A 25,908-nucleotide genomic window follows, 5' to 3' on the forward strand; every position below is an offset into this window, starting at 1 on the left:
GCACGCCGACGACGGCCCAACACGCACAAGGTGCTCCGGTATGACCCGATTGACCTCAATCAACGCTTGGCTCGCAGCCGCCGCTGTCGCCCTTTGCGTGCAGTTTCCGGCGCAGGCTCAGGAACGCTTCACCCTGAATATTCCCGGAGTTTCCGATGACCGTCTGTTCACCTCGGCCGCTGCGAGCGATTCCGCGGGCTGTGGCGGACACAACATTTCCCCGGCATTGAACTGGAACGCCGGCCCGGCTGCCACCCAAAGCTACGCCATCGTCATGCACGACCCGGACGGCCAGAAAGGCCAGGGCATCGATCAGTGGGTGCATTACGGCATCAAGGCCGGCACCCACCAGATCCCGGCCGGTGCCGGAAGCAAACCCGGCCTCGAGGGCGTTGGCGGTACCAACAGCCAAAACACCATCGGCTACATCGGCCCTTGCCCGCCTGTTGGCGACAGCGCGCACCACTACATCATCCAGATCTACGCCCTGGACCTGGCCCCGGACGCCTTGCCCGCCGGCCTGACCCGTGCGCAGCTGCTGGAAAAAATCAAAGGCCACGTCCTGAGAAACAGCAGCGTGGTACGGCGCTATCACCGCTAAAGGCTGATTTGCAGAAAACTGAAGTGCGCCGCATGGCGGGGATTTGGCATCCGCCCCCGAAAGCGCGCACTATCAGGCTATAGCCGATGCGTTGGAGGATGCCGTGGCAAAAAAAATCGACCGCATCGCCCAAATGCTCAACTGCCCGCAAAAGGGTGAAGAACTACGGCGAGCGATTACCGAGAGTCGCAAGGATTTTCTGCTGAACCAGCCGGAAGAGGATGTTGTTGAAGACGACGACCTTGAGGAGGAGTTTTTCGATGACGACGAGGACAATGATGAGTACGACGAGTTCGACTGGACGACAGAATGAAAAAAAACCGCCTTTGGCGGTTTTTTTGTGAGCCAGAACAGCACCGGTCGGAGATTCGTTGACCCTTATGCAGAGAATGGAACACTATAAGGTACTTTTTTTCGTACCTTTGGAGCCGTCATGGAGCAGCTACTTGCCAGCCGCTCGGTCAGCATCACCGAACTCAAGCGCAGCCCGAGCACTGTCATCGAGCAAGCGGGGTCCGAGCCTGTTGCCGTGCTCAACCACAATCGCCCAGCTGCCTATCTTTTACCGCAAGCGGCCTATCAACAACTGCTGGATCGGCTGCAGGCTGCCGAACTTCGTGAAGCCATTGCGGCCAGCCGCAATGATCCGCGTCCGGCCATTGCTGCCGATACCGTGTTTGCCGAGCTTGATGCGCTGATTGACGAGGTGGCAGCCGAGCAAGGCCGTTCATGAGGCAATTGCTTTTCACTGCATTGGCACGGGACGATCTGCTGCAAGTCGCTCGTTTTATCGCCCGGGACAACCCTGAACGGGCCCGGACGTTTGTGGGCGAGCTACGCAGGCAGTGCATACGATTGGTCGAACAACCGAACCTGGGTGCTTCAAGGGACGATTGCGCCAAGGGATTGCGAATGCTTCCCCATGGCCGATACCTGATTTTCTACTGTTTGATGGACGACGGAATCAAGGTCGAACGCGTACTGCATAGTGCGAGAGACATCGGCCGGCTGTTTGAAAAAAACAGCATTGATCATTAGGCATCAAGCCTCCAAACACCCACAAAAAAGCCCCAGACCCATAAGGCCTGAGGCTTTCTCGTTACAACGTATGGTGCACCAGGCGGGATTCGAACCCACGACCCCTGCCTTCGGAGGGCAGTACTCTATCCAGCTGAGCTACTGGTGCAGCGGGCGCCATGATACTCATATGCACTGCGGGCGTCCATGCTGCTGAATCGCCTGCGTTTTTTTAAAGCTGTAACGGGCGTTTGCTACGTTGATCAGAAAATACGGGCAAAAGCGTCGTTTTCGTTCTTTTTTTCGAACAGCCTATTGTCCTTTACCCCCTTTGATCCTAGGATTCGTTTGAGATTTCAAACGCTCTTGTCTGGGTGCTGAACCGCACGATTTGAATCAGTGCGCTATTTATGTGCTTCAGCCCGGTGAATGATTTCCCTGACGGCAGCCTATCGAGGCGCCTTTCTACAATCATAATTTGCTCCGCGCGTGCGCGGTGCTGTTAAGGAAAGCCGACATGCAGCTTAAAGACACCCAGTTGTTCCGCCAGCAAGCCTTCATCGATGGCGCGTGGGTTGATGCGGACAATGGTCAGACGATCAAGGTCAACAACCCGGCAACGGGCGAAATTCTGGGCACCGTGCCGAAAATGGGCGCTGCCGAAACCCGCCGTGCGATCGAAGCCGCTGACAAAGCGCTGCCGGCCTGGCGTGCACTGACCGCCAAAGAACGTGCGACCAAGCTGCGTCGCTGGTTCGAACTGATCATCGAGAACCAGGACGACCTGGCTCGCCTGATGACCCTGGAACAGGGTAAGCCATTGGCCGAAGCCAAGGGCGAAATCGTCTACGCCGCGTCCTTCATCGAATGGTTCGCCGAAGAAGCCAAGCGCATCTACGGTGACGTGATTCCGGGCCACCAGCCAGACAAGCGCCTGATCGTGATCAAGCAGCCAATCGGCGTGACCGCTGCAATCACCCCGTGGAACTTCCCGGCTGCAATGATCACCCGTAAAGCCGGCCCGGCCTTGGCCGCCGGTTGCACCATGGTGCTCAAGCCTGCTTCGCAAACGCCGTTCTCCGCCTTTGCCCTGGCCGAACTGGCCCAGCGTGCCGGCATCCCGGCTGGCGTGTTCAGCGTGGTTTCCGGCAGCGCCGGCGACATCGGCAGCGAACTGACCAGCAACCCGATCGTGCGCAAACTGTCCTTCACTGGTTCGACCGAAATCGGTCGTCAACTGATGTCGGAATGCGCCAAGGACATCAAGAAAGTGTCCCTGGAGCTGGGCGGCAACGCGCCGTTCATCGTGTTCGACGACGCGGACCTGGATAAGGCCGTCGAAGGCGCGATCATTTCCAAATACCGCAACAACGGTCAGACCTGCGTCTGCGCCAACCGCCTGTACATCCAGGACGGCGTCTACGACGCGTTCGCCGAAAAGCTCAAGGCGGCTGTGGCCAAGCTGAAGATCGGCAACGGTCTGGAAGCCGGCACCACCACAGGTCCCCTGATCGACGAAAAAGCCGTGGCCAAGGTGCAAGAGCACATCGCTGACGCCGTGAGCAAAGGCGCAACCGTACTGGCCGGTGGCAAGCCGATGGAAGGCAACTTCTTCGAACCGACCATCCTGACCAACGTACCGAACAACGCCGCCGTGGCCAAGGAAGAAACCTTCGGTCCATTGGCTCCACTGTTCCGTTTCAAAGACGAAGCCGACGTGATCGCGATGTCCAACGACACCGAGTTCGGTCTGGCCTCGTACTTCTATGCTCGCGACCTGGGCCGTGTGTTCCGTGTGGCTGAAGCCCTGGAATACGGCATGGTCGGCGTCAACACCGGGTTGATCTCCAACGAAGTCGCGCCGTTCGGCGGCATCAAGGCCTCGGGCCTGGGCCGTGAAGGCTCCAAGTACGGCATCGAAGATTACCTGGAAATCAAATACCTCTGCCTGGGCATCTAACCCCGCAAGAGTATTGCTTCAAGCGCAAAGGGCACGAGAGCGCTGTCCCTTTGCGCCGCTTCAAACCGGAATTTTCTCTGTGGTCGGGAACGCTGTGGCAGTCGATCATCGCATGCTGCCTTAGTTACCTCCCCACCGCTTAATCCTTGAACCACGCCGACCGATGAGCGGCGAATGAGGAATGTAATGAGCAAGACTAACGCTTCTTTGATGGCCCGCCGTACCAATGCAGTTCCACGTGGTGTTGGCCAGATTCACCCGATCTTCGCCGAGTCCGCGAAGAACGCGACCGTGACCGACGTTGAAGGTCGTGAGTTCATCGACTTCGCCGGCGGTATCGCCGTGCTGAACACCGGCCACGTGCACCCGAAAATCATCGCGGCCGTGACCGAGCAGCTGAACAAGCTGACCCACACTTGCTTCCAGGTACTGGCCTACGAGCCGTACGTAGAAGTGTGCGAAAAAATCAACGCCAAGGTGCCAGGTGATTTCGCCAAGAAAACCCTGCTGGTGACCACCGGTTCCGAAGCCGTGGAAAACTCGATCAAGATCGCCCGTGCCGCCACTGGCCGTGCCGGCGTGATCGCCTTCACCGGTGCTTACCACGGTCGCACCATGATGACCCTGGGCCTGACCGGTAAAGTCGTGCCTTACTCGGCCGGCATGGGCCTGATGCCAGGCGGCATCTTCCGTGCGCTGTACCCGAACGAACTGCACGGTGTGAGCATCGACGACTCGATCGCTTCCATCGAACGCATCTTCAAGAACGACGCCGAGCCGAAAGACATCGCCGCGATCATCATCGAGCCGGTTCAGGGCGAAGGTGGTTTCTACGTCGCTCCGAAAGAATTCATGAAGCGCCTGCGCGCCCTGTGCGACCAGCACGGCATCCTGCTGATCGCTGACGAAGTACAGACTGGCGCTGGCCGTACCGGTACTTTCTTCGCCATGGAACAGATGGGCGTTGCTGCCGACCTGACCACTTTCGCCAAATCCATCGCTGGTGGCTTCCCGCTGGCCGGTGTGTGCGGCAAGGCCGAGTACATGGACGCCATCGCTCCAGGCGGCCTGGGCGGCACCTACGCCGGTAGCCCGATCGCTTGCGCCGCGGCCCTGGCCGTGATGGAAGTGTTCGAAGAAGAGCACCTGCTGGATCGTTGCAAGGCGGTTGGCGAGCGTCTGGTAACCGGCCTGAAGGCCATCCAGGCCAAGTACCCGGTGATCGGCGAAGTCCGTGCCCTGGGTGCGATGATCGCTGTCGAGCTGTTCGAAAACGGCGACAGCCACAAGCCGAACGCCGCCGCTGTGGCATCGGTTGTGGCCAAGGCTCGCGACAAGGGCCTGATCCTGCTGTCCTGCGGCACCTACGGCAACGTTCTGCGCGTCCTGGTACCGCTGACCTCGCCGGACGAGCAACTGGACAAAGGCCTGGCGATCATCGAAGAGTGCTTCGCCGAGCTGTGATCACCTAATGTGACCTGATCGACAAGAAAACCCGCTTCGGCGGGTTTTTTCATGCCTCTGGAAACACATTCCGCGCATTAACGTTGTATCGAATGGCCTGCATTGGCTAAGGTTCCTGCATTGCCAGGGAGAGCTGTATGACAACTGTCATTTTACCCGCGGTTCCGAGAGTACTGATTGCCGAGGCCGACCCCTGGTCCCGGGATCTTCTCAAGGAAGTGTTGTTGAACGTACGCTGCGATGCGCGGCTGGATTTGTGCGCCGATGGCCAGCAAGCGCTGGAGCTATTGGCTGCCAACCCCTATGACCTGGTCATCGCCGATTGGGAGTTGCCGGGTGTCGATGGCCTGAATGTCCTGCGTAACATCCGCCAGCGCAAACGCAACCCGCCGCTGCCCTTCATCCTCATGAGCAATCGCAACGACAGTGCCAGCGTGCGCGAGGCCTTGCCGCTAGCGCCGGCCGCGTACCTGACCAAGCCCCTGAACATGGAAAGCCTGACCCAACGGTTGCAGGGGTTGCTGCTGCACGCGGGGGAAGAAGTCTCGTGCGAAGTGCCGGCGCTGGCGCCGGGCATGACGTTGTCGGTGTTTCTGGAGCGTCGACGGGAGTTGGCCGACGGCGCGCCGCTGATGACCGACGTGCAAGTGGCGGTCAAACGCAGCCTCAATCCCAATGGCCTCGACCTGACGGTGCTGGAGGACGAAATCCGCACCGATCCGCAGGTTACGGCGGTGCTGATTGCCGCTGCCAACAGCGCGGCCCAGCACCACGGCGCCGGCGTGCAAACCCTGTCCCAGGCGCTGCATCGCCTGGGCACCGGACAGAGCATGAACCTGATTCTCGGCCTCGCGCTCAAGCGCAGTGCCCGGCTCAGCGATCCGCAATTGGCCGACTATGCCGAGCGTTACTGGGAGCTGTCACTGCATACCGCCGAGTACGCGCGAACCCTGGCGCGTTTACTCGATCTGGATCAGGAGCGTTGCTATTGCGCCGGCATGCTGCATCGTCTCGGCGATCTGGCGTTGCTGCGCTGTCTGCAGGAATGGCAACAGGCTGGCGGCGAACTGGACGAGTTGGAAGAAGTGGGTGAAGCGCTGGTTGAATATGGCGCAGCCTATGGCTCGGCCCTGCGTACCCGCTGGCGTCTGCCGCTGGAGTTGCGGGAGCTGATTGCGGCGGCCTACCAGCTCGGTGGCGGGGTTTATTCCCGCGAGGCGCTGGTGATGAACATGGCGGCGCAGATGGCGCGCCTGACCGAGCATGAGGGCATCGAGGAGCTGGCAAAGAGCCGGACGGCGCGGTTGCTCAAGATCGGCTTGCCGGAGTTGATGCGGTTGCGCAAGAAGTAAGTACACCACCAACCCCTGTGGGAGCGAGCTTGCTCGCGATGAGAGTCTGACATTCAACATCAATGTCGATTGACAGTCCGCTATCGCGAGCAAGCTCGCTCCCACAGGGATCCAAGGTGATCCTGTCAGGCAGTAACAATCCTGTTCTTGCCCTCGCGCTTGGCCTGATACATCGCGGCATCCGCCCGGGAAAACAGGTCCTCCACGTTTTCGTCCGAAGCGCTCAGGCTGGTCAGGCCCTGGCTGACAGTGATGCCAAACGTCCGGCCTTCATGGTTGAAACTCAACCGTTGAATCTGCTGATGCAAGCGCTCAGCCACTTGCAGGGCCATTTGTGGCGTGCACCCGGGAAACACCGCAGCAAATTCTTCACCGCCAATGCGCCCGAACAGGTCGCGACGGCGCAGCGCTGCGCGGCCGCTTTCGGCAATGCGTTGCAGCACGTTGTCGCCTTCCTGGTGACCGTAGGTGTCGTTGATCGTTTTGAAGTCATCAATGTCCAGCATCAGAAACGACAGCGGCTCGCCCTGTTGCCGGGCGTGTGCGAACTCGCGGTGAGCGCATTCGAAGAAATGATGGCGATTGCTGCTCTGGGTCAGGGCATCGGTGGTGGCCAGGCGATGCAGTTCGGTTTCCACTTGCTTTTTGTGGGTGATGTCTTCGGCAATGCCGACGATGATCACCGGTTGCCCTGGCTCGGCCTGGCGATTGATGAAGCATTTGTCGCTGAGCCAGCGCACCTGGCCGTCAGCGGCAATGATTCGATACTCGCGGTCTTCGATGGCGCCTTTGTCCAGCACTTCGGCCAGGCTGCGTTCGGCATAGTCGAGGTCGTCAGGGTGAATGCTGTCGCGCCATTGATTGCAGTCGGCCAGCAACTGGTCGGCTGAACGGCCAAAAATCCGTTCATAGGCCGGGCTGACGTAAAGCACCCGGCGGGTTTCCCAATCGAATGCCCACAGCACCGCATTGACGCTTGCCAGCAAGGTGTTGAGCAAATGTTCCCGTTCGCTCAGGCGTGCGACTTCGCCTTGGGCATGCATCAGCGCCATCAGGGTCTGCGCGGTCTCGGGGCAATGTAACGAAGATGAGTCTTGCAGGTTCTTTTGGGCCATCGACACAAATCTCAAAGGGCATGTGGCCAACACCAAGCCCGCCGGGGATGGCGAAGTGTCTTTGAGATAAGGGTTTGAAGATGAAGTTCCCGCCTTTTGTGGAGAGAGAGCTTGCTCCCGCCGGGCGGTACTGGCGACGCGTTCTTGCGGTCATAAATCAATGTGGGAGCGGGCTTGCTCGCGAAAAAGGAGTGTCAGTCAAATCGATGTTGACTGGCACTCCGCCTTCGCGAGCAGGCTCGCTCCCACAGGTATTGCGGCTGCGCGCTGCGGTCAAACGGCGGCAGGGCGCAGGGAGTAGGTTTTCAGCTGATCGGCGAAGTCGCGCAGGGATTGAATCCCGCTGGCTTCGGCTTCGTGCACCCAATCCTTGATCGCCGCGAGCATGTCGTGGCCATTTGAGCTGGTCTTGACCCAGATCTGTTGCAGGGCCAGGCGTTTCTCGTAGATTACCTTCAGTGCCTGACTGTGCTCGAGCATGTTCTGGATGCGTACTTGGTGTTTGTCATCCAGCAGGCTGGTCTCTCGCGAAAGCAGGCGTTTGGCCCGGCGGAACTGGTGACGTACCGAGTGATCGACTTTTTCCAGCTCTTGCTTGACCAGTGGGCCGATCACCAATTTGCGGTACTGGGCCATGATCTGGAAGCGGTTGTTGAGGATCGCCATGGCGGTGTCCATGTCCAGGTTGCCCTTGCCTTCTACGCGATGGGCAATCGGCGCAACCCGTTGAACCTTGGCCAGGCGCAGGAAGCTGAAGACCTTGATCCATGCCCAGCCGAGGTCGAATTCCCACTTCTTCACCGACAGTTTTGCCGAATTAGGGTAGGTGTGATGGTTGTTATGCAGTTCTTCGCCGCCAATCAGGATGCCCCAAGGCACCAGGTTGGTGGCCGCATCGCGGCATTCGAAGTTGCGGTAGCCGATGGCATGGCCCAGGCCATTGACCACGCCGGCGGCCCACACCGGGATCCACATCATCTGGATGGCCCAGATGGTGATGCCGATGGTGCCGAACAGCAGCAGGTCGATAACGGCCATGATCGCCACACCCAGCAGCGGGAAGCGGCTGTAGAGGTTGCGCTCGATCCAGTCTTCGGGGCAGTTCTTGCCGTAGATGCGCAGCGTCTCGGGGTTTTCCGCTTCGGCGCGGTACAGCTCGGCGCCTTTGCGCAGCACCGTGGACAGCCCCTTGATGACCGGGCTGTGCGGGTCATCGACGGTTTCGCATTTGGCGTGATGCTTGCGGTGGATGGCCGTCCACTCGCGGGTGTTCTGCGCCGTGGTCAGCCACAGCCAGAAACGGAAGAAATGCTTGAGGCCCCCATTCAGCTCCAGGGAGCGGTGGGCCGAGTAACGATGCAGATAGACCGTAACGGCGATGATCGTGACGTGGGTCATCAGCAGGGTGACTGCTACCAGTGACCAGGCCGACAAGCCAAGTAAACCTTCGTACCACATAGGCTGTAGGGCCCTCGATAAAGAAAAAAACAGCCGTTGCATTATCACTAAGCCCACACAGAAAACCAGTCGCCCTTTCAGATAAGAGTGGCTGGATGTGTCTTTAAACTATAATTGCAGCCTTTTCGTATGGACATGGATTGCCAGATGCCTGCCACCTATCGCGATGCCTTGCGTGCAGCGCTGCTCTATCTGTTGCTTTCTGTGGTTTGGCTGCAGATCAGTGGCTATTTATTAAACAGTTTCTTCGATAGCTCGGAAGAGCTATTGCGGTGGCAACTGATCAACGGTTATGCCTGGGTGGTGCTAAGTGCCGGGTTGATCTTCATCGCCCGTGCGCGACTGCTTCGTTGCCTCGGGGTCGGCGCCAAACTGCGTGAGCGCAGCGAAGATCGCGAGCGTTTGCGTCAAGCCGCCGCTGTGTTCGACTGCACTCGCGAAGGGGTGTTGGTCACCAACTGCGAAGGCTTGATTGTCCATGTCAACCGGGCGTTCATGGAGATCACCGGCTATCAAAGTGAAGAGGTCCTGGGCCAGCGCCCCAGTCTGTTCAAGTCTGGCCGTCATCCAGCGGATTTCTACCGGGCCATGTTCGCCACACTCGACAGTGTGGGGGAGTGGAGCGGGGAGATCTGGAACCGCCGTAAAAGCGGTGAAATCTACCCGCAATGGCAGACTATCCGCGTCATTCGCGACGATCATGGGCGACGTAACCAATACGTGGCAGTTTTTTCCGACATCAGTGCGATCAAGGACTCCGAGCATGAGCTGATGCACCTGGCTCACCATGATCCGCTGACCGATCTGCCCAATCGGCTGCTGTTCACCGACCGAGTCGAGCAGGCCCTGAAATCGGCGCAGATCCACAAGCGTGGCTGCGCGTTGCTGATGATCGATCTGGACCACTTCAAGATGATCAACGACAGCCTCGGGCACACCATTGGGGATCATTTGCTCAAGGCCGTAGCCGGGCGCCTGAAAGGCATGTTCGACCCCGGTATTACCCTGGCTCGGCTGGGCGGCGACGAGTTTGCCGTGCTGGCCGAATGCTGTCCGCAGTTGGTCCAGGCGGCTGCGCTGGCGCAACGGATCATCAACGGACTGAAAGAGCCGTTTGCTATCGATGGACATCAGCTGTTCATCAACACCAGCATTGGCATCAGCCTGTTCCCCAGCGATGCCTTGAGCGTTGAACAATTGTTGCGTAACGCCGATTCGGCGCTGTTCAAGGCCAAAAGCACCGGTCGCAATGACTACGCGCTCTACACCGAAGAATTGACCGCCCATGCCCAACAACGCGTCGAGATCGCCTTCGAATTGCGCCGTGCCCTGGACCAGCAGGAATTGCAGGTTTATTACCAGCCGGTACACGACCTCAAGACCAGCCGCCTGATAGGTGTCGAGGCGCTGGTGCGTTGGCAGCACCCGCAGCGGGGGCTGGTGTCTCCGGCGGAATTCATTCCGGTCGCCGAACGAACCGGTCTGATTGCCGAAATCGATGCCTGGGTCATGGCGCAGGCGTGCCGGCAGATGTGTCAGTGGCAGCGGGACGGTGTGGTGTTGTCGTTTGTGGCGGTCAACGTTTCTTCGCGCCTGTTCGCCCGTCGCGAGTTGTATCAGCAGGTGGCGCAGGTGCTGCACGAAACCGGGTTGGAACCGGCCTGTCTGGAACTGGAAGTGACCGAAAGCGCGGTGATGGACGATCCGGAAGTCGCGCTGGAACAGATGCATCGCCTGCGCGAGTTGGGTGTACGCCTGGCCATTGATGACTTCGGCACGGGTTACTCATCGCTGTTGCGGCTCAAGCGCCTGCCGGTGCAAAAACTGAAAATCGACCAGGGTTTCGTCGCCGGATTGCCGTGGGACGAGGATGATGCGGCGATCTCGCGGGTGATCATCGCCCTGGCCCAAAGCATGGGCATGCAGGTTCATGCCGAAGGGATCGAGCAGGTCGAACAGGCGGCTTTCCTCCTCGAACAGGGCTGTGATCTGGGGCAGGGCTACTGGTTCGGGCGGCCGGTGCCGGCAGGGCAGTTGAACTGGGCCCATGTGCCGGTGATCGCGTAGGCGCCCAGTTCAGTTGATGCCCAAACCCTGTGGGAGCGAGCTTGCTCGCGATAGCGGAATATCAGCCGACATTTCTGGCGACTGACACTCCCTCATCGCGAGCAAGCCCGCTCCCACAGGTTTTTGGTGCGCTTGAAAGAGGGTGAATCGCCTCAAGCCCTTGTCTGCTCAATTAATGTTTTCTGGTTATATAAACATTCTTAAATAGTCTTTTTAAGAATATCAAGACCTCACTAGTATTGCTCCCAAGCCGCAAGCAGTGCCGACACTGCGGGGCAATCTCTCAGTTGAAGGAGCAGCAATATGAGCGCATCCCTGCGTAGCGTCGACGGTCAAGACGAAGCCACCATCCTGCGTGAAATCCAGAGTGCCCTGCGCGACCTGCGGTTTGGTGCCGTGGAAATCACTGTGCACAACGCACAGGTGGTGCAGATCGAACGCAAAGAAAAATTCCGTTTGCAGCAGCCAGGCAACAAGCCGGGCTGAAGGGGGTCGCAGCCCCTGTAGGCGCTGCCGAAGGCTGCGATCTTTGAACCGGCAACGCGATTCCAGAAATCCATAAAAAAAGCCAACAAACCAAGAATTCCAGGAGCTTTCACCATGTCGTCGATTCGTCATTTCGCTTTGGCCGCCCTGGCCAGCGCCCTTTTCGCCGGTTCTGCAGTTGCCAAGGACTACGAACTGCTCAACGTGTCGTACGACCCGACCCGCGAGCTGTATCAGGACTACAACGCCGAATTCGTGAAGTTCTGGCAAAAGGAACATGCCGGCGACACCGTGAAAATCCAGCAATCCCATGGTGGCTCGGGCAAGCAAGGCCGAGCGGTAATCGATGGCCTGCGTGCCGACGTCGTGACCCTGGCCCTGGCCGGTGACATCGACGAAATCGCCAAGCTCGGCAAGTCCCTGCCGGCTGACTGGCAAAAGCGCCTGCCGGACGCAAGCACGCCTTACACCTCGACCATCGTGTTCCTGGTGCGCAAGGGCAACCCTAAAGGCATCAAGGACTGGGGTGATCTGGTCAAGAATGATGTTTCGGTGATCACGCCGAACCCGAAAACCTCCGGTGGTGCGCGCTGGAACTTCCTCGCGGCCTGGGCCTATGGCCTCAAAGCCAATGGCGGTGACGAAGCCAAGGCCAAGGAATACGTGCAAACCCTGTTCAAGCACGTGCCCGTGCTGGACACCGGCGCCCGCGGCTCGACCATTACCTTCGTCAACAACGGTCAGGGCGACGTGTTGCTGGCCTGGGAAAACGAAGCCTTCCTGGCCCTGAAAGAAGAGGGCGGCGCCGACAAGTTCGACATCGTCGTGCCTTCACTGTCGATTCTCGCCGAGCCACCGGTGGCGGTGGTCGACAAGAATGCCGAGAAAAAGGGCAACGAGCAGATCGCCGAAGCCTACCTCAAGCACCTGTACAGCCCGGCCGGCCAGGAAATCGCGGCGAAGAATTTCTATCGCCCGCGTGACAAGGACGTGGCCGCCAAGTACGCCCAACAGTTCCCGAAACTGGAACTGGTGAGCATCGACAAGGACTTCGGCGGCTGGAAAACCGCACAGCCGAAATTCTTCAACGACGGCGGGGTGTTCGACCAGATCTACCAGGCGCAATAACCTGGCTTAAGCTGCATAACATGTGGGAGCGGGCTTGCTCGCGAAGGCGGTGTATCAGGCGGCATTAATGTTGACTGACACACTGCTTTCGCGAGCAAGCCCGCTCCCACAAGGATGGGTTTAGTTGATCGCTTTTTAACCAAGGACTTTTATGTCGCGTCGTATCTCCCCCGTCATACCCGGCTTCGGGCTGACGCTGGGCTACACCTTGGTGTACCTCAGCCTGATTGTGCTCATACCACTGGCGGCGATGTTCGTGCATGCCGCTCAACTCACCTGGGATCAGTTCTGGGCAATCATCTCGGCGCCACGGGTGCTGGCGGCGCTGAAGCTCAGCTTCGGCACAGCCCTGTGTGCGGCAATCATCAACGGCATCATCGGCACGCTGCTGGCCTGGGTATTAGTGCGCTATACCTTCCCTGGACGAAAAGTGATCGATGCAATGATCGACTTGCCGTTCGCATTGCCCACGGCGGTGGCCGGTATCGCACTGACAGCGCTGTACACCCCTACCGGCCTGGTCGGTCAGTTTGCAGCGGATCTGGGTTTCAAGATCGCCTACACCCCCCTGGGCATCACCCTTGCCCTCACTTTTGTGACACTTCCATTCGTAGTACGTACCGTACAGCCAGTATTGGCGGACATTCCTCGTGAAGTCGAAGAAGCGGCGGCGTGCCTGGGTGCGAAACCATTGCAGGTTTTCCGCCATATCCTGCTGCCGGCACTGCTTCCGGCATGGCTGACCGGCTTCGCTTTGGCCTTTGCCCGTGGGGTCGGCGAGTATGGTTCGGTGATTTTCATCGCCGGCAACATGCCGATGAAAACCGAGATTCTGCCGCTGCTGATCATGGTCAAACTCGACCAATACGATTACACCGGCGCTACCTCCATTGGTGTACTGATGCTGGTGGTTTCCTTCGTCCTGTTGCTGCTGATCAACTTGTTGCAGCGACGCATCGAAACCCCATAAGGAGGCGCACCCATGTCCCAATCGTCTATTGCTGCCGCTTCCTCGAACGCTGCCCGCCGTGGCAGTGCGACTTCGCGGCGAATCCTGATCGGCCTTGGCTGGCTGATTTTTGCGCTGTTCCTGTTGCTGCCGCTGTTCATCGTGGTGTCCCAGGGCCTGAAGCTCGGCCTTGGTGCGTTCTTCACCGCGATCTTTGAACCGGACGCGTTGTCGGCACTGAAACTCACGGTCATCGCCGTACTGATTTCGGTGCCGCTGAACTTGGTGTTCGGCGTCAGCGCCGCCTGGTGCGTGAGCAAGTACTCGTTCCGCGGCAAGAGCATGCTGGTGACGCTGATCGACCTGCCGTTCTCGGTGTCGCCGGTGATCGCCGGTCTGGTCTATGTGCTGATGTTCGGCGCCCAGGGCCTGTTTGGCCCATGGCTGCAGGACCACGACATCCAGATCGTCTTCGCTCTGCCGGGCATCGTGTTGGCGACGATTTTCGTCACCGTGCCGTTCGTGGCCCGTGAACTGATCCCGCTGATGCAGGAACAAGGCACTCAGGAAGAGGAGGCCGCGCGCCTGCTCGGCGCCAACGGCTGGCAGATGTTCTGGCACGTCACCGTACCCAACATCAAATGGGGCCTGATCTACGGCGTGGTGTTGTGTACTGCGCGGGCCATGGGTGAATTCGGTGCGGTGTCGGTGGTGTCCGGGCACATTCGCGGGGTGACCAACACCCTGCCGTTGCACGTCGAGATCCTCTACAACGAATACAACCACGTGGCCGCGTTCGCCGTGGCGAGCCTGTTGCTGATCCTGGCGCTCTTCATCCTGCTGCTCAAGCAGTGGAGCGAAAACCGTATTAACCGCCTGCGCGCCAGCGCCGCGGAGGAATAATTCATGTCGATCGAAGTGCGTAACGTCAGCAAGAATTTCAACGCGTTCAAGGCGCTGGACAACATCAGCCTGGACATCCAGAGCGGCGAACTCGTTGCGTTGCTCGGCCCGTCGGGCTGCGGCAAGACCACGCTGCTGCGGATCATCGCCGGCCTGGAAACCCCGGACAAAGGCAACATCGTGTTCCACGGTGAAGACGTTTCCGGGCACGACGTGCGCGATCGCAACGTCGGTTTCGTGTTCCAGCACTACGCCCTGTTCCGCCACATGACGGTGTTCGACAACGTCGCGTTCGGCCTGCGCATGAAACCGAAAAACCAGCGCCCGAACGAAAGCCAGATCGCAACCAAGGTTCACGAACTGTTGAACATGGTGCAACTGGACTGGTTGTCGGATCGCTACCCGGAGCAACTCTCCGGTGGTCAGCGCCAGCGCATTGCCTTGGCCCGGGCGCTGGCGGTGGAGCCGAAAGTGCTGCTGCTCGACGAACCTTTCGGCGCCCTCGACGCCAAGGTTCGCAAGGAACTGCGCCGCTGGCTGGCGCGTCTGCACGAAGACATCAACCTGACCTCGGTGTTTGTGACCCACGACCAGGAAGAAGCGATGGAAGTTGCCGACCGTATCGTGGTGATGAACAAGGGTGTGATTGAGCAGATCGGTTCACCGGGTGACGTCTACGAAAACCCGGCCAGCGACTTCGTCTATCACTTCCTCGGCGATTCGAACCGCCTGCACCTGGGCGAAGACAACCACGTGCTGTTCCGCCCGCACGAAGTGTCACTGTCGCGGCATGAACTGGAAGATCACCACGCGGCCGAAGTGCGCGATATCCGTCCGCTGGGCGCGACAACGCGGGTGACGCTGAAGGTCGAAGGGCAGAGCGATCTGATCGAGGCCGAAGTGGTCAAGGATCACGACAGCCTGATTGGGTTGGCGAAGGGTGAAACGCTGTTCTTCAAGCCGAAGGTCTGGCAGAAGGTTGCCAACATCTGAAGCAAAAGCATCGCGAGCAAGCTCGCTCCCACAGGGATTTGGGTTGGCCACAGCTATTGTGTTCGACCCTGATCCACTGTGGGAGCGAGCTTGCTCGCGATTGCTATCTAGACAGCAGCACGCTTCGGATTGATCCGCACTTCACCCGCCCGCGCCTCGATCTGCTCTTTGAGCTCATGCCGCATGCCCAGCATGAACGCCAGTTCCGCCACCACAAACAATGGCCCGACAATCAACCCGGTCACGTCATCGACAAAGGCCGGTTTGCGCCCTTCGTAGTGATGGCCGACAAACTGGATCGCCCAACCGATCACGAACATCGCCACGCCGCTGCCCAGCCAGACCAGCGTGCTTTGCTGTGCCAGCGCATGACCGGCCCAGACACTCAGCCCGAGCAACAGGGTCATCAATACGCCCAGGCGCAATTCCAGGCGCAGGTAAAACCACGCCGACGCCAGCGACAAGAGCACCGCCGGTGACAGCCACACGCCACCCAGCGACCACTGCGGCCGGGACAGCAACACCGCGACGGCGACCACGATCAGCGGAATACCGATAAAGTGCGATGCAATATTGCGCGGGTCACGGTGGTAGGCGGCGTATTGACTGAGGTGGTCGACGAGGCTTTTCATTGTTGTTCTCCTGTGGGGTGATTGATCATGCCCCGGGGCCACTTCCCGCTCTGTCAGCCAGGCGACAATCTCTAGGAGTTTTCATGGATATGCAGGTCTGGCGCCCACGCCTGATGAGCGGTCAGTGGTTCAGCCATTTGCCTGTTTCCCTACAGGATAGCCTGCTGTCGGCGGCCAGGCTGCGGCGCCTGTCGCCGGGCCAGCGGCTGTTCAAGCGTGGCGATCCGCCCTGCGGCCTGTACGCGGTGCTTGAAGGCGCGGTACGCGTCGGTGCCGTGAGCGAGCAGGGCAAGGAAGCCTTGCTGAGCCTGGTGGAGCCGCCGCACTGGTTCGGCGAGATCTGTCTGTTCGATGGCCAGCCACGCACCCACGATGCCTACGGCGTGGGCCAGTGCACACTGCTGCACATTCCCCAGAACACCTTGCTGGCGTTGCTCGACGAGCATCCGCAGCACTGGCGACAACTGGCGTTGCTGATGAGCCAGAAACTGCGCATGACCTTCATCAACCTCGAGCAATTGAGCCTGCTGCCGGCCCCGGCACGACTGGCGCACCGCTTGCTGATGATCGCCGAAGGCTATGGCGAGACCGCCCCGCCGCGGCGCGTCCTGCAACTGCCCCAAGAGCAGCTTGCCGCCATGCTGTCGCTGTCGCGCCAGACCACCAACCAGATCCTCAAGGAGTTGCAGGGGCAGGGGGTTATCGGGCTGAGTTACGGCGAAATCGAAATTCTCGATGCCGAGCGGTTGCGGACACTGGCCACAATCTGAAACTCGACGCATATCCCTTGTGGGAGCGAGCTTGCTCGCGATGACGGTGTGTCAGTCTCCAGGTATGTCGACTGAAAGTCCGCTATCGCGAGCAAGCTCGCTCCCACAGGGGGGCTGGGTGAATCAGAGATTTGTGGTCACCGAAAAACCTGTGGGAGCGGGCTTGCTCCGGGCGGCGTTCCGACGATGGGGCCAGACCAGCCAACTCACCTTCCGAATCCATCAGCGCAACCCATCCCGAAACTGCCCCGGTGTCATCCCGGTCCAACGCTTGAATGCGCGACTGAAGCTGCTGGTATCGGCAAACCCGAGCAGATAACTGATTTCGCTCAGCGACACCTGCGGGTCCCGCAGGTGCAACAGCGCGAGGTTTTCGCGGCTTTCGTTGAGCAGCGTATCGAACCGGCAGCCCTCGTCCGCCAGGTGCCGTTGCAGGCTGCGCAGGCTCAGGTGCAGGGCCTTGGCGATGTGTTCGGCGCTGGGTTCGCCTTCGGGCAGTTGTTCTTCAATGGCGTCGCGGACCTTGCGCTCCCACGTCAGCGGCTTGAGTTGCGCCAGGGTGCGCTTGAGCACGGTTTCATTGTGTTCGGCCAGTTCCGGGTTGGCGTCATCCAGGTGGCTGTCGAAGTCGATGAGGGCGAACTCAAGCCGATCCTCATCGGCACCGAAGTGCACGGGCGAGCGAAAGACTTTATGCCATTGGTGCGCGTCTGCCGGCTCCGGGCGGCGCAGGTAAGTCTCCAGCGGTGCGTAGTCGCGGCCCAGGCGATTGCGGCAGGTGCGCACGTAAATCGCCATGAACGCATCGATGGCTTCGAAGGCCGGGGCGGGATTGCCAGCGGGGATTTTCAGGCGGAAACGGTAGCGATCCTCGTCGCGGGTCAGTTCCAGCTCCAGGGCATCGCTGACCACCTGGTGATAGCGCACGATGCGCTCGAACACTTCCCGCAGGCTGCCGCTGGCCACCAGCGCATAACCCAGCGCATGGAAGGTGGTCGGGCTGACGAAGCGCGAAACCCGCAAGCCGATCGCCGGGTCGCCGCTGGCCTGCACCGCCAGATTCCACAGATGTGTGGTGCCCGACAGCGGGTAGCGCGCGTTCGGGTCGTCCATCAGTTGCGGGTCGAGTCCCGATTGCTGGCACAGGGCGGTGCTGTCAATGCCCAGGGCATCGAGTTGCTTGCGCAGGGCGCGGGTCCAGCTGGCGAGGGAGGTCGGTTCAGTCATGCTGATTGGCGCTTCCAGTCAACAGGTTGGCGTTCACGGCTACCGCATTGCGAGGTTCCGCAAGGCAGGATGCAACCATCAATAACCAGAGGATGGAAGCATGGACCGTACTTCTGCAAGCCCCCAACGACTGAATGCAGCCCAACGATCAGCCCATATCCGTGAAGTGGTGCTGGCCAGAGGTGTCGAATTGCGTGAAAAATACCCGATTCTCAAGCATCAGGACGCCCTCGGCGCAGGCATTCTGACCTTCGCCATCGCCGGTATGGTCGGTTCGGCGGCGCTCTACATGAGCGGGCACATGGCCTGGTGGGCGTGCCTGTTGCTCAACGCTTTTTTCGCCTCGCTGACCCATGAGCTGGAACACGACCTGATCCACAGCATGTACTTCCGCAAGCAGAAGGTGCCGCACAACCTGATGATGGGATTGGTGTGGCTGGCGCGGCCGAGCACCATCAATCCCTGGATTCGCCGCCATCTGCACCTCAATCACCACAAGGTGTCGGGCTCTGAGACCGACACGGAAGAGCGCGCCATCACCAATGGCGAACCCTGGGGTTTTGCGCGGCTGTTGATGATCGGCGACAACATCATGTCCTCGGTCATCCGCATGCTGCGCGCCAAGACCTTGGCAATGAAGTTCAGCATCATCAAACGCACGCTGAAGGTCTACGCACCGCTGGCGCTGATGCATTGGGGTGCGTGGTACGTGTTTCTCGGTTTCCATGCAGCGAACGGCGTTGCGCACCTGATGGGCGCGCCGATCGAGTGGTCGGCAACGATGTTGTCGGTGATGCAGGTCATCGACATCGCGGCCGTCGTGATCATCGGCCCGAACGTGTTGCGCACCTTCTGCCTGCACTTCATCAGCTCGAACATGCATTACTACGGTGACGTGGAGCCGGGCAACGTGATGCAGCAGTGCCAGGTGCTCAATGCCCCGTGGCTGTGGCCTCTGCAGGCGTTCTGCTTCAACTTCGGCAGCAGCCACGGGATCCATCACTTTGTGGTGAAGGAGCCGTTCTACATCCGCCAGTTGACCGTGCCGGTGGGGCACAAGGTGATGCGCGAGATGGGGGTGCGGTTCAATGATTTCGGTACGTTTGCGCGGGCGAATCGGTTTAAGCGTAGGGAAGAGTTGGTCGCGGAAAAGGGGCGTACGGCTCAGGCTTAAGGGTTGTCTGTAAGGGCCTCTTCGCGAGCAAGCCCGCTCCCACAGTGATTTGTGTTGAAAGCAAATTTTGCATTCACCGCAGAAACCTGTGGGAGCGGGCTTGCTCGCGAAAGCGTTGTATCAGGCAACATCAATCCGGCTGAAACGGCGACTCACTCAAGATCACCCCAGTCTCATCCACATACCGCTGCCAATGCTCGATCAAGGCACTGAGCCGTTGCGGCTGGCTCGACGCCAGGTCATGAATCTCCCCCGGATCACTGCCCAGGTCATACAGCTGCCAGGTCGCTGGCCCCACCGGTCCCGGGATGTACACCGCCTTCCATTGCCCCTGCCGAATCGCCCGCCGACCGAACAATTCCCACCCGGTCACGGTGTGCTCGTCATGCACGTGCGCCGTCTCGCCCGACAGGAATCCCAGCCACGACTTCCCGCGAACTTGCGCCACGGGTTTGCCGTGCCATTGCTTGCCCGGATGGCGCACGCCGGCCAGGTCGAGAATGGTCGGCGTGATGTCCATCACCGTGCCGAACCCATGGCTGATCTGGCCCTTGAGCGGCAGCTGCGGGTAATGCACCAGCGCTGGCACGCGAATCCCGCCTTCGGTGGTGAAGGCCTTGAACAGTCGCGACGGCGCGGTCGCAACTTGCGCCCAGTTCGGCCCGTACCAGACGTAGGAATTGGCCCGGCCGATGTTGTCGAGGCTGTTGTCGTAGTGCTGGTTGAGATAGGTCAGCAACTGCGGGCCGAATTTCGGAAAGGCCTCCAGCAACGCCCCTTCGGCGCCGTTATCGGACATGAACAGGATGAAGGTGTTGTCCAGTTGTCCCTGCTGGCGCAAGTAATCGACGACACGCCCGATGTTCCAGTCCATGCGCTCGACCATCGCCGCATAAACTTCCATGGCCCGCGCGGAAATCTGCCGCTGTTCATCACTCAACGCATCCCACTGTGCGCTCAGCTGGATCAGGGGATGCGGCTCGACATCGGCCTCGATCAATCCCAGCTTCTTGAGCTTTTCCAGACGATCCAGCCGCAGCACTTCAGGGCCGGCGTCATAGCGCCCGCGGTATTTTTCCACCACCTCGGCCGGTGCCTGCAGCGGCCAGTGCGGTGCGGAAAACGGCAGGTAGGCGAAGAACGGTCGGGTCTGGTCGCGCTCCTTGAGGTATTGCAGCAGCTTGTCGCCGAAGGCGTCGGAGGAATAAAAATCCTTCGGCAGTTCGTCGATGAACTGGTCGTCTTCGATATACAGCGCCGGCGTGGATTTCAGCAGTCGTGGTGTCGTTTCATCGTAGGTCGGCTCGAAGCCGTAATGGTTGGCCGCACCGGGCAACAGCGAAAACGAACGCTCGAAACCTCGGGCGTGGGGTGCCAATTCGGCGGTCAGGCCCAGGTGCCATTTGCCGCTCATCAACGTCTGGTAACCCGCCTCGCGCAGTAGCTCGGGCAGGGCGACCACGCGGTCGTTCAAGTGCCCTTCATAACCCGGTTTGCCGATCAGGTCCGGGGTCAAGGCTTCGGCCATGGTGCCGATGCCGGCGATGTGGTGATCGGTGCCGGTGAGCAGCATCGAACGGGTCGGCGAGCAGGTCGGTGCGGTGTGGAAATCGGTCAGGCGCAGGCCATTGTTGGCCAGGGCATCGAGGTTCGGTGTATTGATTTCGCCACCGAAGGCACCGATGTCGGAAAAGCCCAGGTCATCGGCCAGGATCACTAAAAAGTTGGGACGTTGCGGCATCAAGTGTTTCCTTTTTCAGTAGGCAATGAAGGACAGCGGCAGATCGCGGACCTGCACCGGCACGGGGGGCTGGTAGTGACCGTCGCTGGTGAGTTCGTGAAGCAGTTCTTCGCGCAATTGGTGGAAGTCGAAACTGCTGCGCTGGCGCGGATGGGGCAGGGCAATGTCGACCACTTGCTTGATCCGCCCCGGACGCGGCTCCATCACCACCACGCGGTCGGCGAGGAAGATCGCTTCCTCGACATCGTGGGTGACCAGCACCGTGGTGATTTTTGCTCGCGCGCGGATCGCCAGCAGTTCGTCCTGCATCTGCTGGCGGGTCAGCGCATCGAGGGCGCCGAAGGGCTCGTCCAGCAGCAGAATCCTTGGGCTGGCCACCAGGCCACGGGCGATGGCCACGCGCTGCGCCATGCCGCCGGAGAGCTGATGCGGATAGGCGCGGGCGAAGTCGCCCAGGCCCACCAGTTCGATGAAGTCATGGATACGCTTGTGCTTTTGCGCGGCGCTCAATGGCTCGTTGACCAGGCCCAGACCGATGTTGTCGGCCACGCTCAGCCACGGGAACAAACGGTGTTCCTGGAAGACGATGCCGCGCTCGCCACCGATGCCGGTGACGGCTTTGCCATCGACCCTTATCTGCCCGCGAAATTGCCTGTCGAGGCCCACCAGCAGCCGCAGCAAAGTGGATTTGCCGCAACCGCTGGAGCCGACGATGGCGACGAACTCGCCCTCGGCGATGTCCAGGTTGAATTCGCGAATGGCCTCCAGTTCGAAGCCGTCGACGTCGAAGGTCTTGCCCACGTGATTGAAGCTGACAATCGGTGCGTTCATGCGTGTCTCCAGCGAGTGGCGCGGATTTCCAGGCGTTGGCCAATGAGGTTGAGCAGGGCGCCGGTCAGGCCCACCAGCAGCATGCCGGCCATGATCAGGTCCATGCGCAGCAGTTGCTGGGCGCCGATCATCTGGCTGCCGATGCCGCCGTTGGACGGCATGAAATATTCGGCGCCGATGGTGCCGAGCCAGGCGTAGATCAGGCTCAGCCTGAGCCCGGCGAAAATCCCTGGCGCCGCCCCCGGCAATATCAGCCGGCGCAGGCGCTGGGGCAGGTTCAGGCGCAACACCTGCGCGGCCTCGTTGAGTTGTGGCGAGAGATTGGCGACGCTGCGTTGGGTGGCGATGAACAGCGGAAAAAACGCGGCGAGGGCGACGAACACCCACTTGGCCAATTCCCCCAGGCCGAACCACGCGGTGAGCAGCGGCACCCAGGCGAAAATGGCGATCTGGCGGAGGGCGGCGAGGGTCGGGCCGAGCACGCGTTCACTGGTGCGCGACAGTCCCAGCAGCAGGCCCAGAGCAAAGCCGAGCCCGCCACCGAGCAGTAACCCGCCAAGGGTTCGGCCCAGACTCAGGGCCATGCCGCCAATCAGCGTGCCGTCGAGCAGGCCATGCCAAGTGGTGTGCAGGACGGCCAGCGGGCTGACCAGAATGTTCCGGTCGATCCATTGCTGATCCGAGCTCAGTTGCCACAACGCCAGCAGCGCCAGCGGCAGCAGCCACGGTTGCAATCGCTGCCAGCCTTGATAACGCGGCCCGCGACGGATTTCGGCGGTGGCCGGGTGCGGCCAGTGCACCAGCTTCCTGTCCAGCAGGCCGATGCCGCGGTCCATCGCCACGCCGATCAAGCCGATCACCACAATGCACACGAACACGATGTCGAGCATGAACAACTGGCGTGCCCAGACCATCAGGTAGCCGATGCCTTCGCTGGACGCGAGCAGTTCGACAGCGAGCAGCGAGGTCCATCCGGCGGCCAGCGCAAGGCGCACACCGGCCATGAAGGCCGGCAGTGCGGCAGGCAGCACAAGACGGCGGATCAACAGGTGCCTGGGCAGGCGCAACACGGCGGCGACTTCGCGCAGCCTGGGTTGCGCGTCGCGCACGCCGACCAGTGTGTGCAGGGTCACCGGCACCACGATGGCCTTGATCAGCACCACCAGTTTCAGCACTTCACCGATGCCGAAAAACACCATGAACAAGGGAATCCAGGCCAGGGTCGGGACTTGCGCCAACCCGGCGAAGGTGGGAAATACCAGGCGCTCCAGTCGACGACTGAAACCCAGCGCAGCACCCAAAACTGCGCCAGCGCTGATCCCGGCCAGCAGCCCCCAGAACAAGCGTTGCAGGCTGATCCACAAATGGCTCCACAACTCGCCTTGGGACAACTCAACGGCGCTGCTCCAGACCAGGGTCGGTGCCGGCAGGATCTGCTCGCTCATCCAGTGGTTGCGGCTGGCGAGCCACCAGAGTGCAAACAGGCTGAAGGGCAGCAGCCAGGGCAAGAGCCGCTGGCTCAGTGTCGGCCAATGCCGTCGACCATCAAGCCGGGGTGAGGCCAGCGGCAGGCTCAGAAGGGAAACACGGGCCATGGGTGACCTCCGTTGTCGGGTTGCAATGCAAGCCTGCTTTTTGTGGGAGCGAGCTTGCTCGCGATGAGGGTGTGTCAGGCGACTTATGTGCTGGAGACACACCGCTATCGCGAGCAAGCTCGCTCCCACAGGGGTTAAGGTGTATGCGAAATTGATCTATAAAAATTCAAATAAATGCTATTGAGAGATAAGCGAGACCATTTAAGGCCTCGATCAGCCGCCGCATCCAATGCATTCGAAGAATATTTTCAATGCTGCCAAGGCATACCCGGCGGAGAGGTCCGCCGCTGTTGATATAGATCTATATGATCTAAAAATGTGAATTTATAGTATTTAAGTGTTGGTTCTGATTCGGCCTACTTTCGGCTCATCAACGCCCGTTGCCCCAAGGAGCCGCACCCATGAACCTTCCCTTCAAACGTGTCATCAGCCTGTTCGCCGCGCCGGCCCTGGCGGGGCTGCTGGCCTTCACGGCCAACGCCGGTGAGCTCAAGGAAATCCGCATCGCCGTGCCGGACCTGAGTGCCGGTACCCAGCACAGCGGTGGCGGTGTAGTGGATGTGTTGCGCGATCAACAGATCTTCGAAAAGGCCTTTGCCGATCAAGGCATCAAGATTCAGTGGAGCTTCTTCAAGGGCGCAGGCCCGGTGATCAACGAGGCGTTCGCCAACGGTCAGGTGGACCTGGCCTACCTCGGCGACCTGGCAGCCATCATCGGCAAGTCCAATGGCCTGGATACGCGATTGCTCAGCGCCTCGGCGCGCGGGGTCAAGCATTACCTCGGCGTGGTACCGGGTTCGGGGATCAAGACCCTGCAAGACCTCAAGGGAAAACGCGTGGCGATCTTCCGTGGCACGGCCAGCCAGTTGTCCTTCGATGCGGCGCTGGCCAGTCAGGGGTTGAGTGAGAAGGATGTGAAAGTCATCAACCTCGACTTCAACGCGGCGGTGGCGGCGCTGGCGGCGAAGCAGATCGATGCCTCGTGGGGTGGTTCCGGGCTTACCGCATTACAGGCCAAGGGATTGGCCGAGCTGCCTCTGACCACCAAGGACCTGGGCGGCGCCGGTAGTGTGCAGGCCGTGTTGGTGGGGACCGGGAAGTTCGTCGATGAGCACCCCGAGGCGGTCGCCACACTGCTCAAGGCTCAACAGCAAGCGGTGGCGTGGCTGACCCAGGATAGCAACAAGGATGCTTATGTTCAGTTGGTGTCGGGGTTGGCGAGTTACCCGCCGGTGATTCTCAGCCAGGACCTGAAGGATCAGAAATTGAGCGAGGTGTTCCCGTCGACACTTGATCCGGTGTTCCTTGGCAAATTGCAGGATGCGGTGGACCTGGCATCGCAGCAGAAGCTGATTCGCAAGTCGTTCAAGGTGACGGATTGGGTGGCGCCGGAGTTGGCTGCGGCAAAACTTTGAATTTTCAGTGAGCTCACTGGCCCCATCGCGAGCAAGCTCGCGATAGGGCCATCAAACCGCAACGCTGATCTGCTGCCTGTCCACCGCCACCAGCGTCTCGATCATCGCCCGCGCCGCCGGCGACAACCGGAACCCGGTGCGGCTGACAATCCCGCACCGCGCATTCATGCTCTCGATGTTCTGCGGCAAATTGCGCCAGTGCAGCAGCACCAGCGCACCCTGGGCAATGTCTTCGATGAACGCCTCTTGCGTGCCCACGCCGATGGCGTTGGATTGCAGCACCACCTTCACCAGCGCCGGAAAATGTTCGGTCTCGAGGGTCGGCGAAAAATCCACCCGCCCACTGAGATTCGCCAGCAGTTTGCGAATGCCTGGCGGGATCTTCGTGGTCGCCAGCGGGTAATCGAACATGTCGTTGGTCGACAGGCTCTCCTTGGCCAGCAGCGGATGCCCGGGGCGGCAGAAAAACACACCGCGCTTGGGCGTCAGCGCCTGGGTCTGGAAGTTCGGGTCGGACTCGAAGTGGCGGATGTCGGCGATGAAGAACTCGATCTCCTCACGGCTCAGGGCGCGGCTGAGTTTTTCCCAGTTATCCACTTCGAAGCAGGTGCGCACTTTCGGGTGCGCATTGATGAATTGTGCCACCGCATCCGGCACCAGTTTTACCGCCGGCGCCGGGCCGCAACCGAAGCGCAGTTCCCCGGCATCGAGCTTGGTCATCTGCGTCACTTCCGAGCTGAGCAGCGCCGCACCCTGCACCAGGCTGCGGGCATGTTGCAGCACCACCAGGCCCTCGGGGGTGGGGCGCAAATCCTTGTTGCCACGGTCCACCAACACGCAGCCGAACTCTTGCTCCAGCCCCTGGATGCTGCGGCTGAAGGCCGGTTGGGTAATGCCCATGGCCTCGGCCGCGCGCACGAAACTGCGGTGTTCGTCGAGGGCGATGAAGTAACGCAACTGGCGAAGATCCATATGCTTTTCCGGCATCCTAAAAATAGCTCGAAGGCATTTGCGACGAGGGTTGACTGAG

24 protein-coding genes and 1 tRNA gene are annotated in these 25,908 nt (G+C 60.3%); 16 read left to right on the forward strand and 9 right to left on the reverse strand.

Features of this window, described 5'->3' with window-relative positions; genetic code table 11:
• Positions 1-40 precede the first annotated feature (40 nt).
• From KW841_RS09695 to KW841_RS09710, 4 genes are all read left to right on the forward strand, one after another.
• Positions 41-601 (forward strand): YbhB/YbcL family Raf kinase inhibitor-like protein, encoded by a 561-nt coding sequence (locus KW841_RS09695; RefSeq protein WP_218475562.1) that lies wholly within the window; start codon positions 41-43, stop codon positions 599-601.
• Positions 602-644: 43 nt separating this feature from the next.
• The gene (locus KW841_RS09700) at positions 645-914 is read left to right on the forward strand and encodes a hypothetical protein (RefSeq protein ID WP_256357768.1); all 270 of its coding nucleotides are present in this window, start codon (positions 645-647) and stop codon (positions 912-914) included.
• A 120-nt stretch (positions 915-1,034) separates the two neighbouring features.
• The gene (locus KW841_RS09705) at positions 1,035-1,334 is read left to right on the forward strand and encodes a type II toxin-antitoxin system Phd/YefM family antitoxin (RefSeq protein ID WP_116582514.1); all 300 of its coding nucleotides are present in this window, start codon (positions 1,035-1,037) and stop codon (positions 1,332-1,334) included.
• Complete coding sequence (locus KW841_RS09710; protein ID WP_218475564.1) at positions 1,331-1,639, forward strand: type II toxin-antitoxin system RelE/ParE family toxin; 309 nt, start codon at positions 1,331-1,333, stop codon at positions 1,637-1,639. The genes KW841_RS09705 and KW841_RS09710 overlap by 4 nt, the downstream gene beginning before the upstream one ends.
• Positions 1,640-1,710: 71 nt before the next feature.
• Here the strand turns inward: KW841_RS09710 and KW841_RS09715 are convergent.
• A tRNA-Arg gene (locus KW841_RS09715) sits at positions 1,711-1,787 on the reverse strand.
• A 348-nt stretch (positions 1,788-2,135) separates the two neighbouring features.
• Between KW841_RS09715 and gabD the strand changes: the two genes are divergently transcribed.
• From gabD to KW841_RS09730, 3 genes are all read left to right on the forward strand, one after another.
• On the forward strand, positions 2,136-3,578 hold the full coding sequence (gene gabD / locus KW841_RS09720) for an NADP-dependent succinate-semialdehyde dehydrogenase (protein WP_218475566.1): 1,443 nt from the start codon (positions 2,136-2,138) through the stop codon (positions 3,576-3,578).
• Between the two features lie 186 nt (positions 3,579-3,764).
• Positions 3,765-5,042: a 4-aminobutyrate--2-oxoglutarate transaminase gene (gene gabT / locus KW841_RS09725; RefSeq protein WP_007975624.1), complete on the forward strand. Its 1,278-nt coding sequence runs from the start codon at positions 3,765-3,767 to the stop codon at positions 5,040-5,042.
• Between the two features lie 137 nt (positions 5,043-5,179).
• The gene (locus KW841_RS09730; protein WP_218475569.1) at positions 5,180-6,394 is read left to right on the forward strand and encodes a response regulator; all 1,215 of its coding nucleotides are present in this window, start codon (positions 5,180-5,182) and stop codon (positions 6,392-6,394) included.
• A 125-nt stretch (positions 6,395-6,519) separates the two neighbouring features.
• Here KW841_RS09730 and KW841_RS09735 read toward each other — a convergent pair whose 3' ends face one another.
• The gene (locus tag KW841_RS09735; RefSeq protein ID WP_218475572.1) at positions 6,520-7,509 is read right to left on the reverse strand and encodes a sensor domain-containing diguanylate cyclase; all 990 of its coding nucleotides are present in this window, start codon (positions 7,507-7,509) and stop codon (positions 6,520-6,522) included.
• A gap of 273 nt (positions 7,510-7,782) precedes the next feature.
• Positions 7,783-8,967 (reverse strand): delta-9 fatty acid desaturase DesA, encoded by a 1,185-nt coding sequence (gene desA / locus KW841_RS09740; RefSeq protein ID WP_218475574.1) that lies wholly within the window; start codon positions 8,965-8,967, stop codon positions 7,783-7,785.
• 147 nt (positions 8,968-9,114) lie between these two features.
• Between desA and dibA the strand changes: the two genes are divergently transcribed.
• From dibA to KW841_RS09770, 6 genes are all read left to right on the forward strand, one after another.
• Positions 9,115-11,034, forward strand: coding sequence for a phosphodiesterase DibA (gene dibA / locus KW841_RS09745; protein ID WP_218475576.1), 1,920 nt, complete (start codon positions 9,115-9,117; stop codon positions 11,032-11,034).
• A 303-nt stretch (positions 11,035-11,337) separates the two neighbouring features.
• Positions 11,338-11,520 (forward strand): sulfur starvation response protein OscA, encoded by a 183-nt coding sequence (oscA, locus tag KW841_RS09750; RefSeq protein WP_007975618.1) that lies wholly within the window; start codon positions 11,338-11,340, stop codon positions 11,518-11,520.
• A 114-nt stretch (positions 11,521-11,634) separates the two neighbouring features.
• Entirely contained in the window at positions 11,635-12,648 is a 1,014-nt protein-coding gene (locus tag KW841_RS09755; protein ID WP_218475578.1) for a sulfate ABC transporter substrate-binding protein, read from the forward strand.
• Positions 12,649-12,799: 151 nt separating this feature from the next.
• Complete coding sequence (cysT, locus tag KW841_RS09760; protein WP_007972956.1) at positions 12,800-13,618, forward strand: sulfate ABC transporter permease subunit CysT; 819 nt, start codon at positions 12,800-12,802, stop codon at positions 13,616-13,618.
• A gap of 12 nt (positions 13,619-13,630) precedes the next feature.
• Positions 13,631-14,500 carry a sulfate ABC transporter permease subunit CysW gene (gene cysW, locus KW841_RS09765; protein ID WP_007972954.1) on the forward strand — a complete coding sequence of 290 codons (870 nt, stop codon included), beginning with the start codon at positions 13,631-13,633 and terminating at the stop codon, positions 14,498-14,500.
• 3 nt (positions 14,501-14,503) lie between these two features.
• Complete coding sequence (locus KW841_RS09770; protein WP_218475580.1) at positions 14,504-15,493, forward strand: sulfate/molybdate ABC transporter ATP-binding protein; 990 nt, start codon at positions 14,504-14,506, stop codon at positions 15,491-15,493.
• A 107-nt stretch (positions 15,494-15,600) separates the two neighbouring features.
• Here the strand turns inward: KW841_RS09770 and KW841_RS09775 are convergent, their stop codons facing one another.
• On the reverse strand, positions 15,601-16,125 hold the full coding sequence (locus KW841_RS09775) for a DUF962 domain-containing protein (RefSeq protein ID WP_218475582.1): 525 nt from the start codon (positions 16,123-16,125) through the stop codon (positions 15,601-15,603).
• Between the two features lie 83 nt (positions 16,126-16,208).
• Here KW841_RS09775 and KW841_RS09780 point away from each other — a divergent pair, with 83 nt between their 5' ends.
• Complete coding sequence (locus KW841_RS09780; RefSeq protein ID WP_218475584.1) at positions 16,209-16,895, forward strand: Crp/Fnr family transcriptional regulator; 687 nt, start codon at positions 16,209-16,211, stop codon at positions 16,893-16,895.
• A gap of 222 nt (positions 16,896-17,117) precedes the next feature.
• On the opposite strand, the gene KW841_RS09785 is transcribed toward KW841_RS09780, so the two are convergent.
• The gene (locus KW841_RS09785; protein WP_218475587.1) at positions 17,118-18,122 is read right to left on the reverse strand and encodes an AraC family transcriptional regulator; all 1,005 of its coding nucleotides are present in this window, start codon (positions 18,120-18,122) and stop codon (positions 17,118-17,120) included.
• A 100-nt stretch (positions 18,123-18,222) separates the two neighbouring features.
• On the opposite strand from KW841_RS09785, the gene KW841_RS09790 reads away from it, so the two are divergent.
• Positions 18,223-19,296, forward strand: coding sequence for a fatty acid desaturase (locus KW841_RS09790; RefSeq protein WP_218475589.1), 1,074 nt, complete (start codon positions 18,223-18,225; stop codon positions 19,294-19,296).
• A 130-nt stretch (positions 19,297-19,426) separates the two neighbouring features.
• Here KW841_RS09790 and KW841_RS09795 read toward each other — a convergent pair whose 3' ends face one another.
• From KW841_RS09795 to KW841_RS09805, 3 genes are read right to left on the reverse strand one after another with little or no spacing between them, the layout of a single operon-like run.
• Positions 19,427-21,037 (reverse strand): arylsulfatase, encoded by a 1,611-nt coding sequence (locus tag KW841_RS09795; RefSeq protein WP_218475591.1) that lies wholly within the window; start codon positions 21,035-21,037, stop codon positions 19,427-19,429.
• 15 nt (positions 21,038-21,052) lie between these two features.
• Entirely contained in the window at positions 21,053-21,868 is an 816-nt protein-coding gene (locus KW841_RS09800) for an ABC transporter ATP-binding protein (RefSeq protein ID WP_218475593.1), read from the reverse strand.
• On the reverse strand, positions 21,865-23,463 hold the full coding sequence (locus KW841_RS09805) for an ABC transporter permease (protein WP_218475595.1): 1,599 nt from the start codon (positions 23,461-23,463) through the stop codon (positions 21,865-21,867). The genes KW841_RS09800 and KW841_RS09805 overlap by 4 nt, the downstream gene beginning before the upstream one ends.
• Positions 23,464-23,864: 401 nt before the next feature.
• Between KW841_RS09805 and KW841_RS09810 the strand changes: the two genes are divergently transcribed.
• Positions 23,865-24,878, forward strand: a complete 1,014-nt coding sequence (locus KW841_RS09810) for an ABC transporter substrate-binding protein (protein WP_007972938.1) — start codon at positions 23,865-23,867, stop codon at positions 24,876-24,878.
• Positions 24,879-24,929: 51 nt separating this feature from the next.
• Here the strand turns inward: KW841_RS09810 and KW841_RS09815 are convergent, their stop codons facing one another.
• Positions 24,930-25,850: a LysR family transcriptional regulator gene (locus KW841_RS09815; RefSeq protein WP_218475598.1), complete on the reverse strand. Its 921-nt coding sequence runs from the start codon at positions 25,848-25,850 to the stop codon at positions 24,930-24,932.
• Positions 25,851-25,908: the final 58 nt, after the last annotated feature.

Source organism: Pseudomonas sp. PDM28 (genome assembly GCF_019219115.1).
GTDB lineage: Bacteria > Pseudomonadota > Gammaproteobacteria > Pseudomonadales > Pseudomonadaceae > Aquipseudomonas > Aquipseudomonas laurylsulfatiphila.

Bases quoted from the DNA above. Each gene is read 5' to 3' on its own strand.
- KW841_RS09695 (WP_218475562.1), top strand. From the start codon at position 41: ATGACCCGATTGACCTCAATCAACGCTTGGCTCGCAGCCGCCGCTGTC.
- KW841_RS09705 (WP_116582514.1), top strand. From the start codon at position 1,035: ATGGAGCAGCTACTTGCCAGCCGCTCGGTCAGCATCACCGAACTCAAG.
- KW841_RS09710 (WP_218475564.1), top strand. From the start codon at position 1,331: ATGAGGCAATTGCTTTTCACTGCATTGGCACGGGACGATCTGCTGCAA.
- gabD (WP_218475566.1), top strand. From the start codon at position 2,136: ATGCAGCTTAAAGACACCCAGTTGTTCCGCCAGCAAGCCTTCATCGAT.
- gabT (WP_007975624.1), top strand. From the start codon at position 3,765: ATGAGCAAGACTAACGCTTCTTTGATGGCCCGCCGTACCAATGCAGTT.
- KW841_RS09730 (WP_218475569.1), top strand. From the start codon at position 5,180: ATGACAACTGTCATTTTACCCGCGGTTCCGAGAGTACTGATTGCCGAG.
- KW841_RS09735 (WP_218475572.1), bottom strand. From the start codon at position 7,509: ATGGCCCAAAAGAACCTGCAAGACTCATCTTCGTTACATTGCCCCGAG.
- desA (WP_218475574.1), bottom strand. From the start codon at position 8,967: ATGTGGTACGAAGGTTTACTTGGCTTGTCGGCCTGGTCACTGGTAGCA.
- dibA (WP_218475576.1), top strand. From the start codon at position 9,115: ATGCCTGCCACCTATCGCGATGCCTTGCGTGCAGCGCTGCTCTATCTG.
- oscA (WP_007975618.1), top strand. From the start codon at position 11,338: ATGAGCGCATCCCTGCGTAGCGTCGACGGTCAAGACGAAGCCACCATC.
- KW841_RS09755 (WP_218475578.1), top strand. From the start codon at position 11,635: ATGTCGTCGATTCGTCATTTCGCTTTGGCCGCCCTGGCCAGCGCCCTT.
- cysT (WP_007972956.1), top strand. From the start codon at position 12,800: ATGTCGCGTCGTATCTCCCCCGTCATACCCGGCTTCGGGCTGACGCTG.
- cysW (WP_007972954.1), top strand. From the start codon at position 13,631: ATGTCCCAATCGTCTATTGCTGCCGCTTCCTCGAACGCTGCCCGCCGT.
- KW841_RS09770 (WP_218475580.1), top strand. From the start codon at position 14,504: ATGTCGATCGAAGTGCGTAACGTCAGCAAGAATTTCAACGCGTTCAAG.
- KW841_RS09775 (WP_218475582.1), bottom strand. From the start codon at position 16,125: ATGAAAAGCCTCGTCGACCACCTCAGTCAATACGCCGCCTACCACCGT.
- KW841_RS09780 (WP_218475584.1), top strand. From the start codon at position 16,209: ATGGATATGCAGGTCTGGCGCCCACGCCTGATGAGCGGTCAGTGGTTC.
- KW841_RS09785 (WP_218475587.1), bottom strand. From the start codon at position 18,122: ATGACTGAACCGACCTCCCTCGCCAGCTGGACCCGCGCCCTGCGCAAG.
- KW841_RS09790 (WP_218475589.1), top strand. From the start codon at position 18,223: ATGGACCGTACTTCTGCAAGCCCCCAACGACTGAATGCAGCCCAACGA.
- KW841_RS09795 (WP_218475591.1), bottom strand. From the start codon at position 21,037: ATGCCGCAACGTCCCAACTTTTTAGTGATCCTGGCCGATGACCTGGGC.
- KW841_RS09800 (WP_218475593.1), bottom strand. From the start codon at position 21,868: ATGAACGCACCGATTGTCAGCTTCAATCACGTGGGCAAGACCTTCGAC.
- KW841_RS09805 (WP_218475595.1), bottom strand. From the start codon at position 23,463: ATGGCCCGTGTTTCCCTTCTGAGCCTGCCGCTGGCCTCACCCCGGCTT.
- KW841_RS09810 (WP_007972938.1), top strand. From the start codon at position 23,865: ATGAACCTTCCCTTCAAACGTGTCATCAGCCTGTTCGCCGCGCCGGCC.
- KW841_RS09815 (WP_218475598.1), bottom strand. From the start codon at position 25,850: ATGGATCTTCGCCAGTTGCGTTACTTCATCGCCCTCGACGAACACCGC.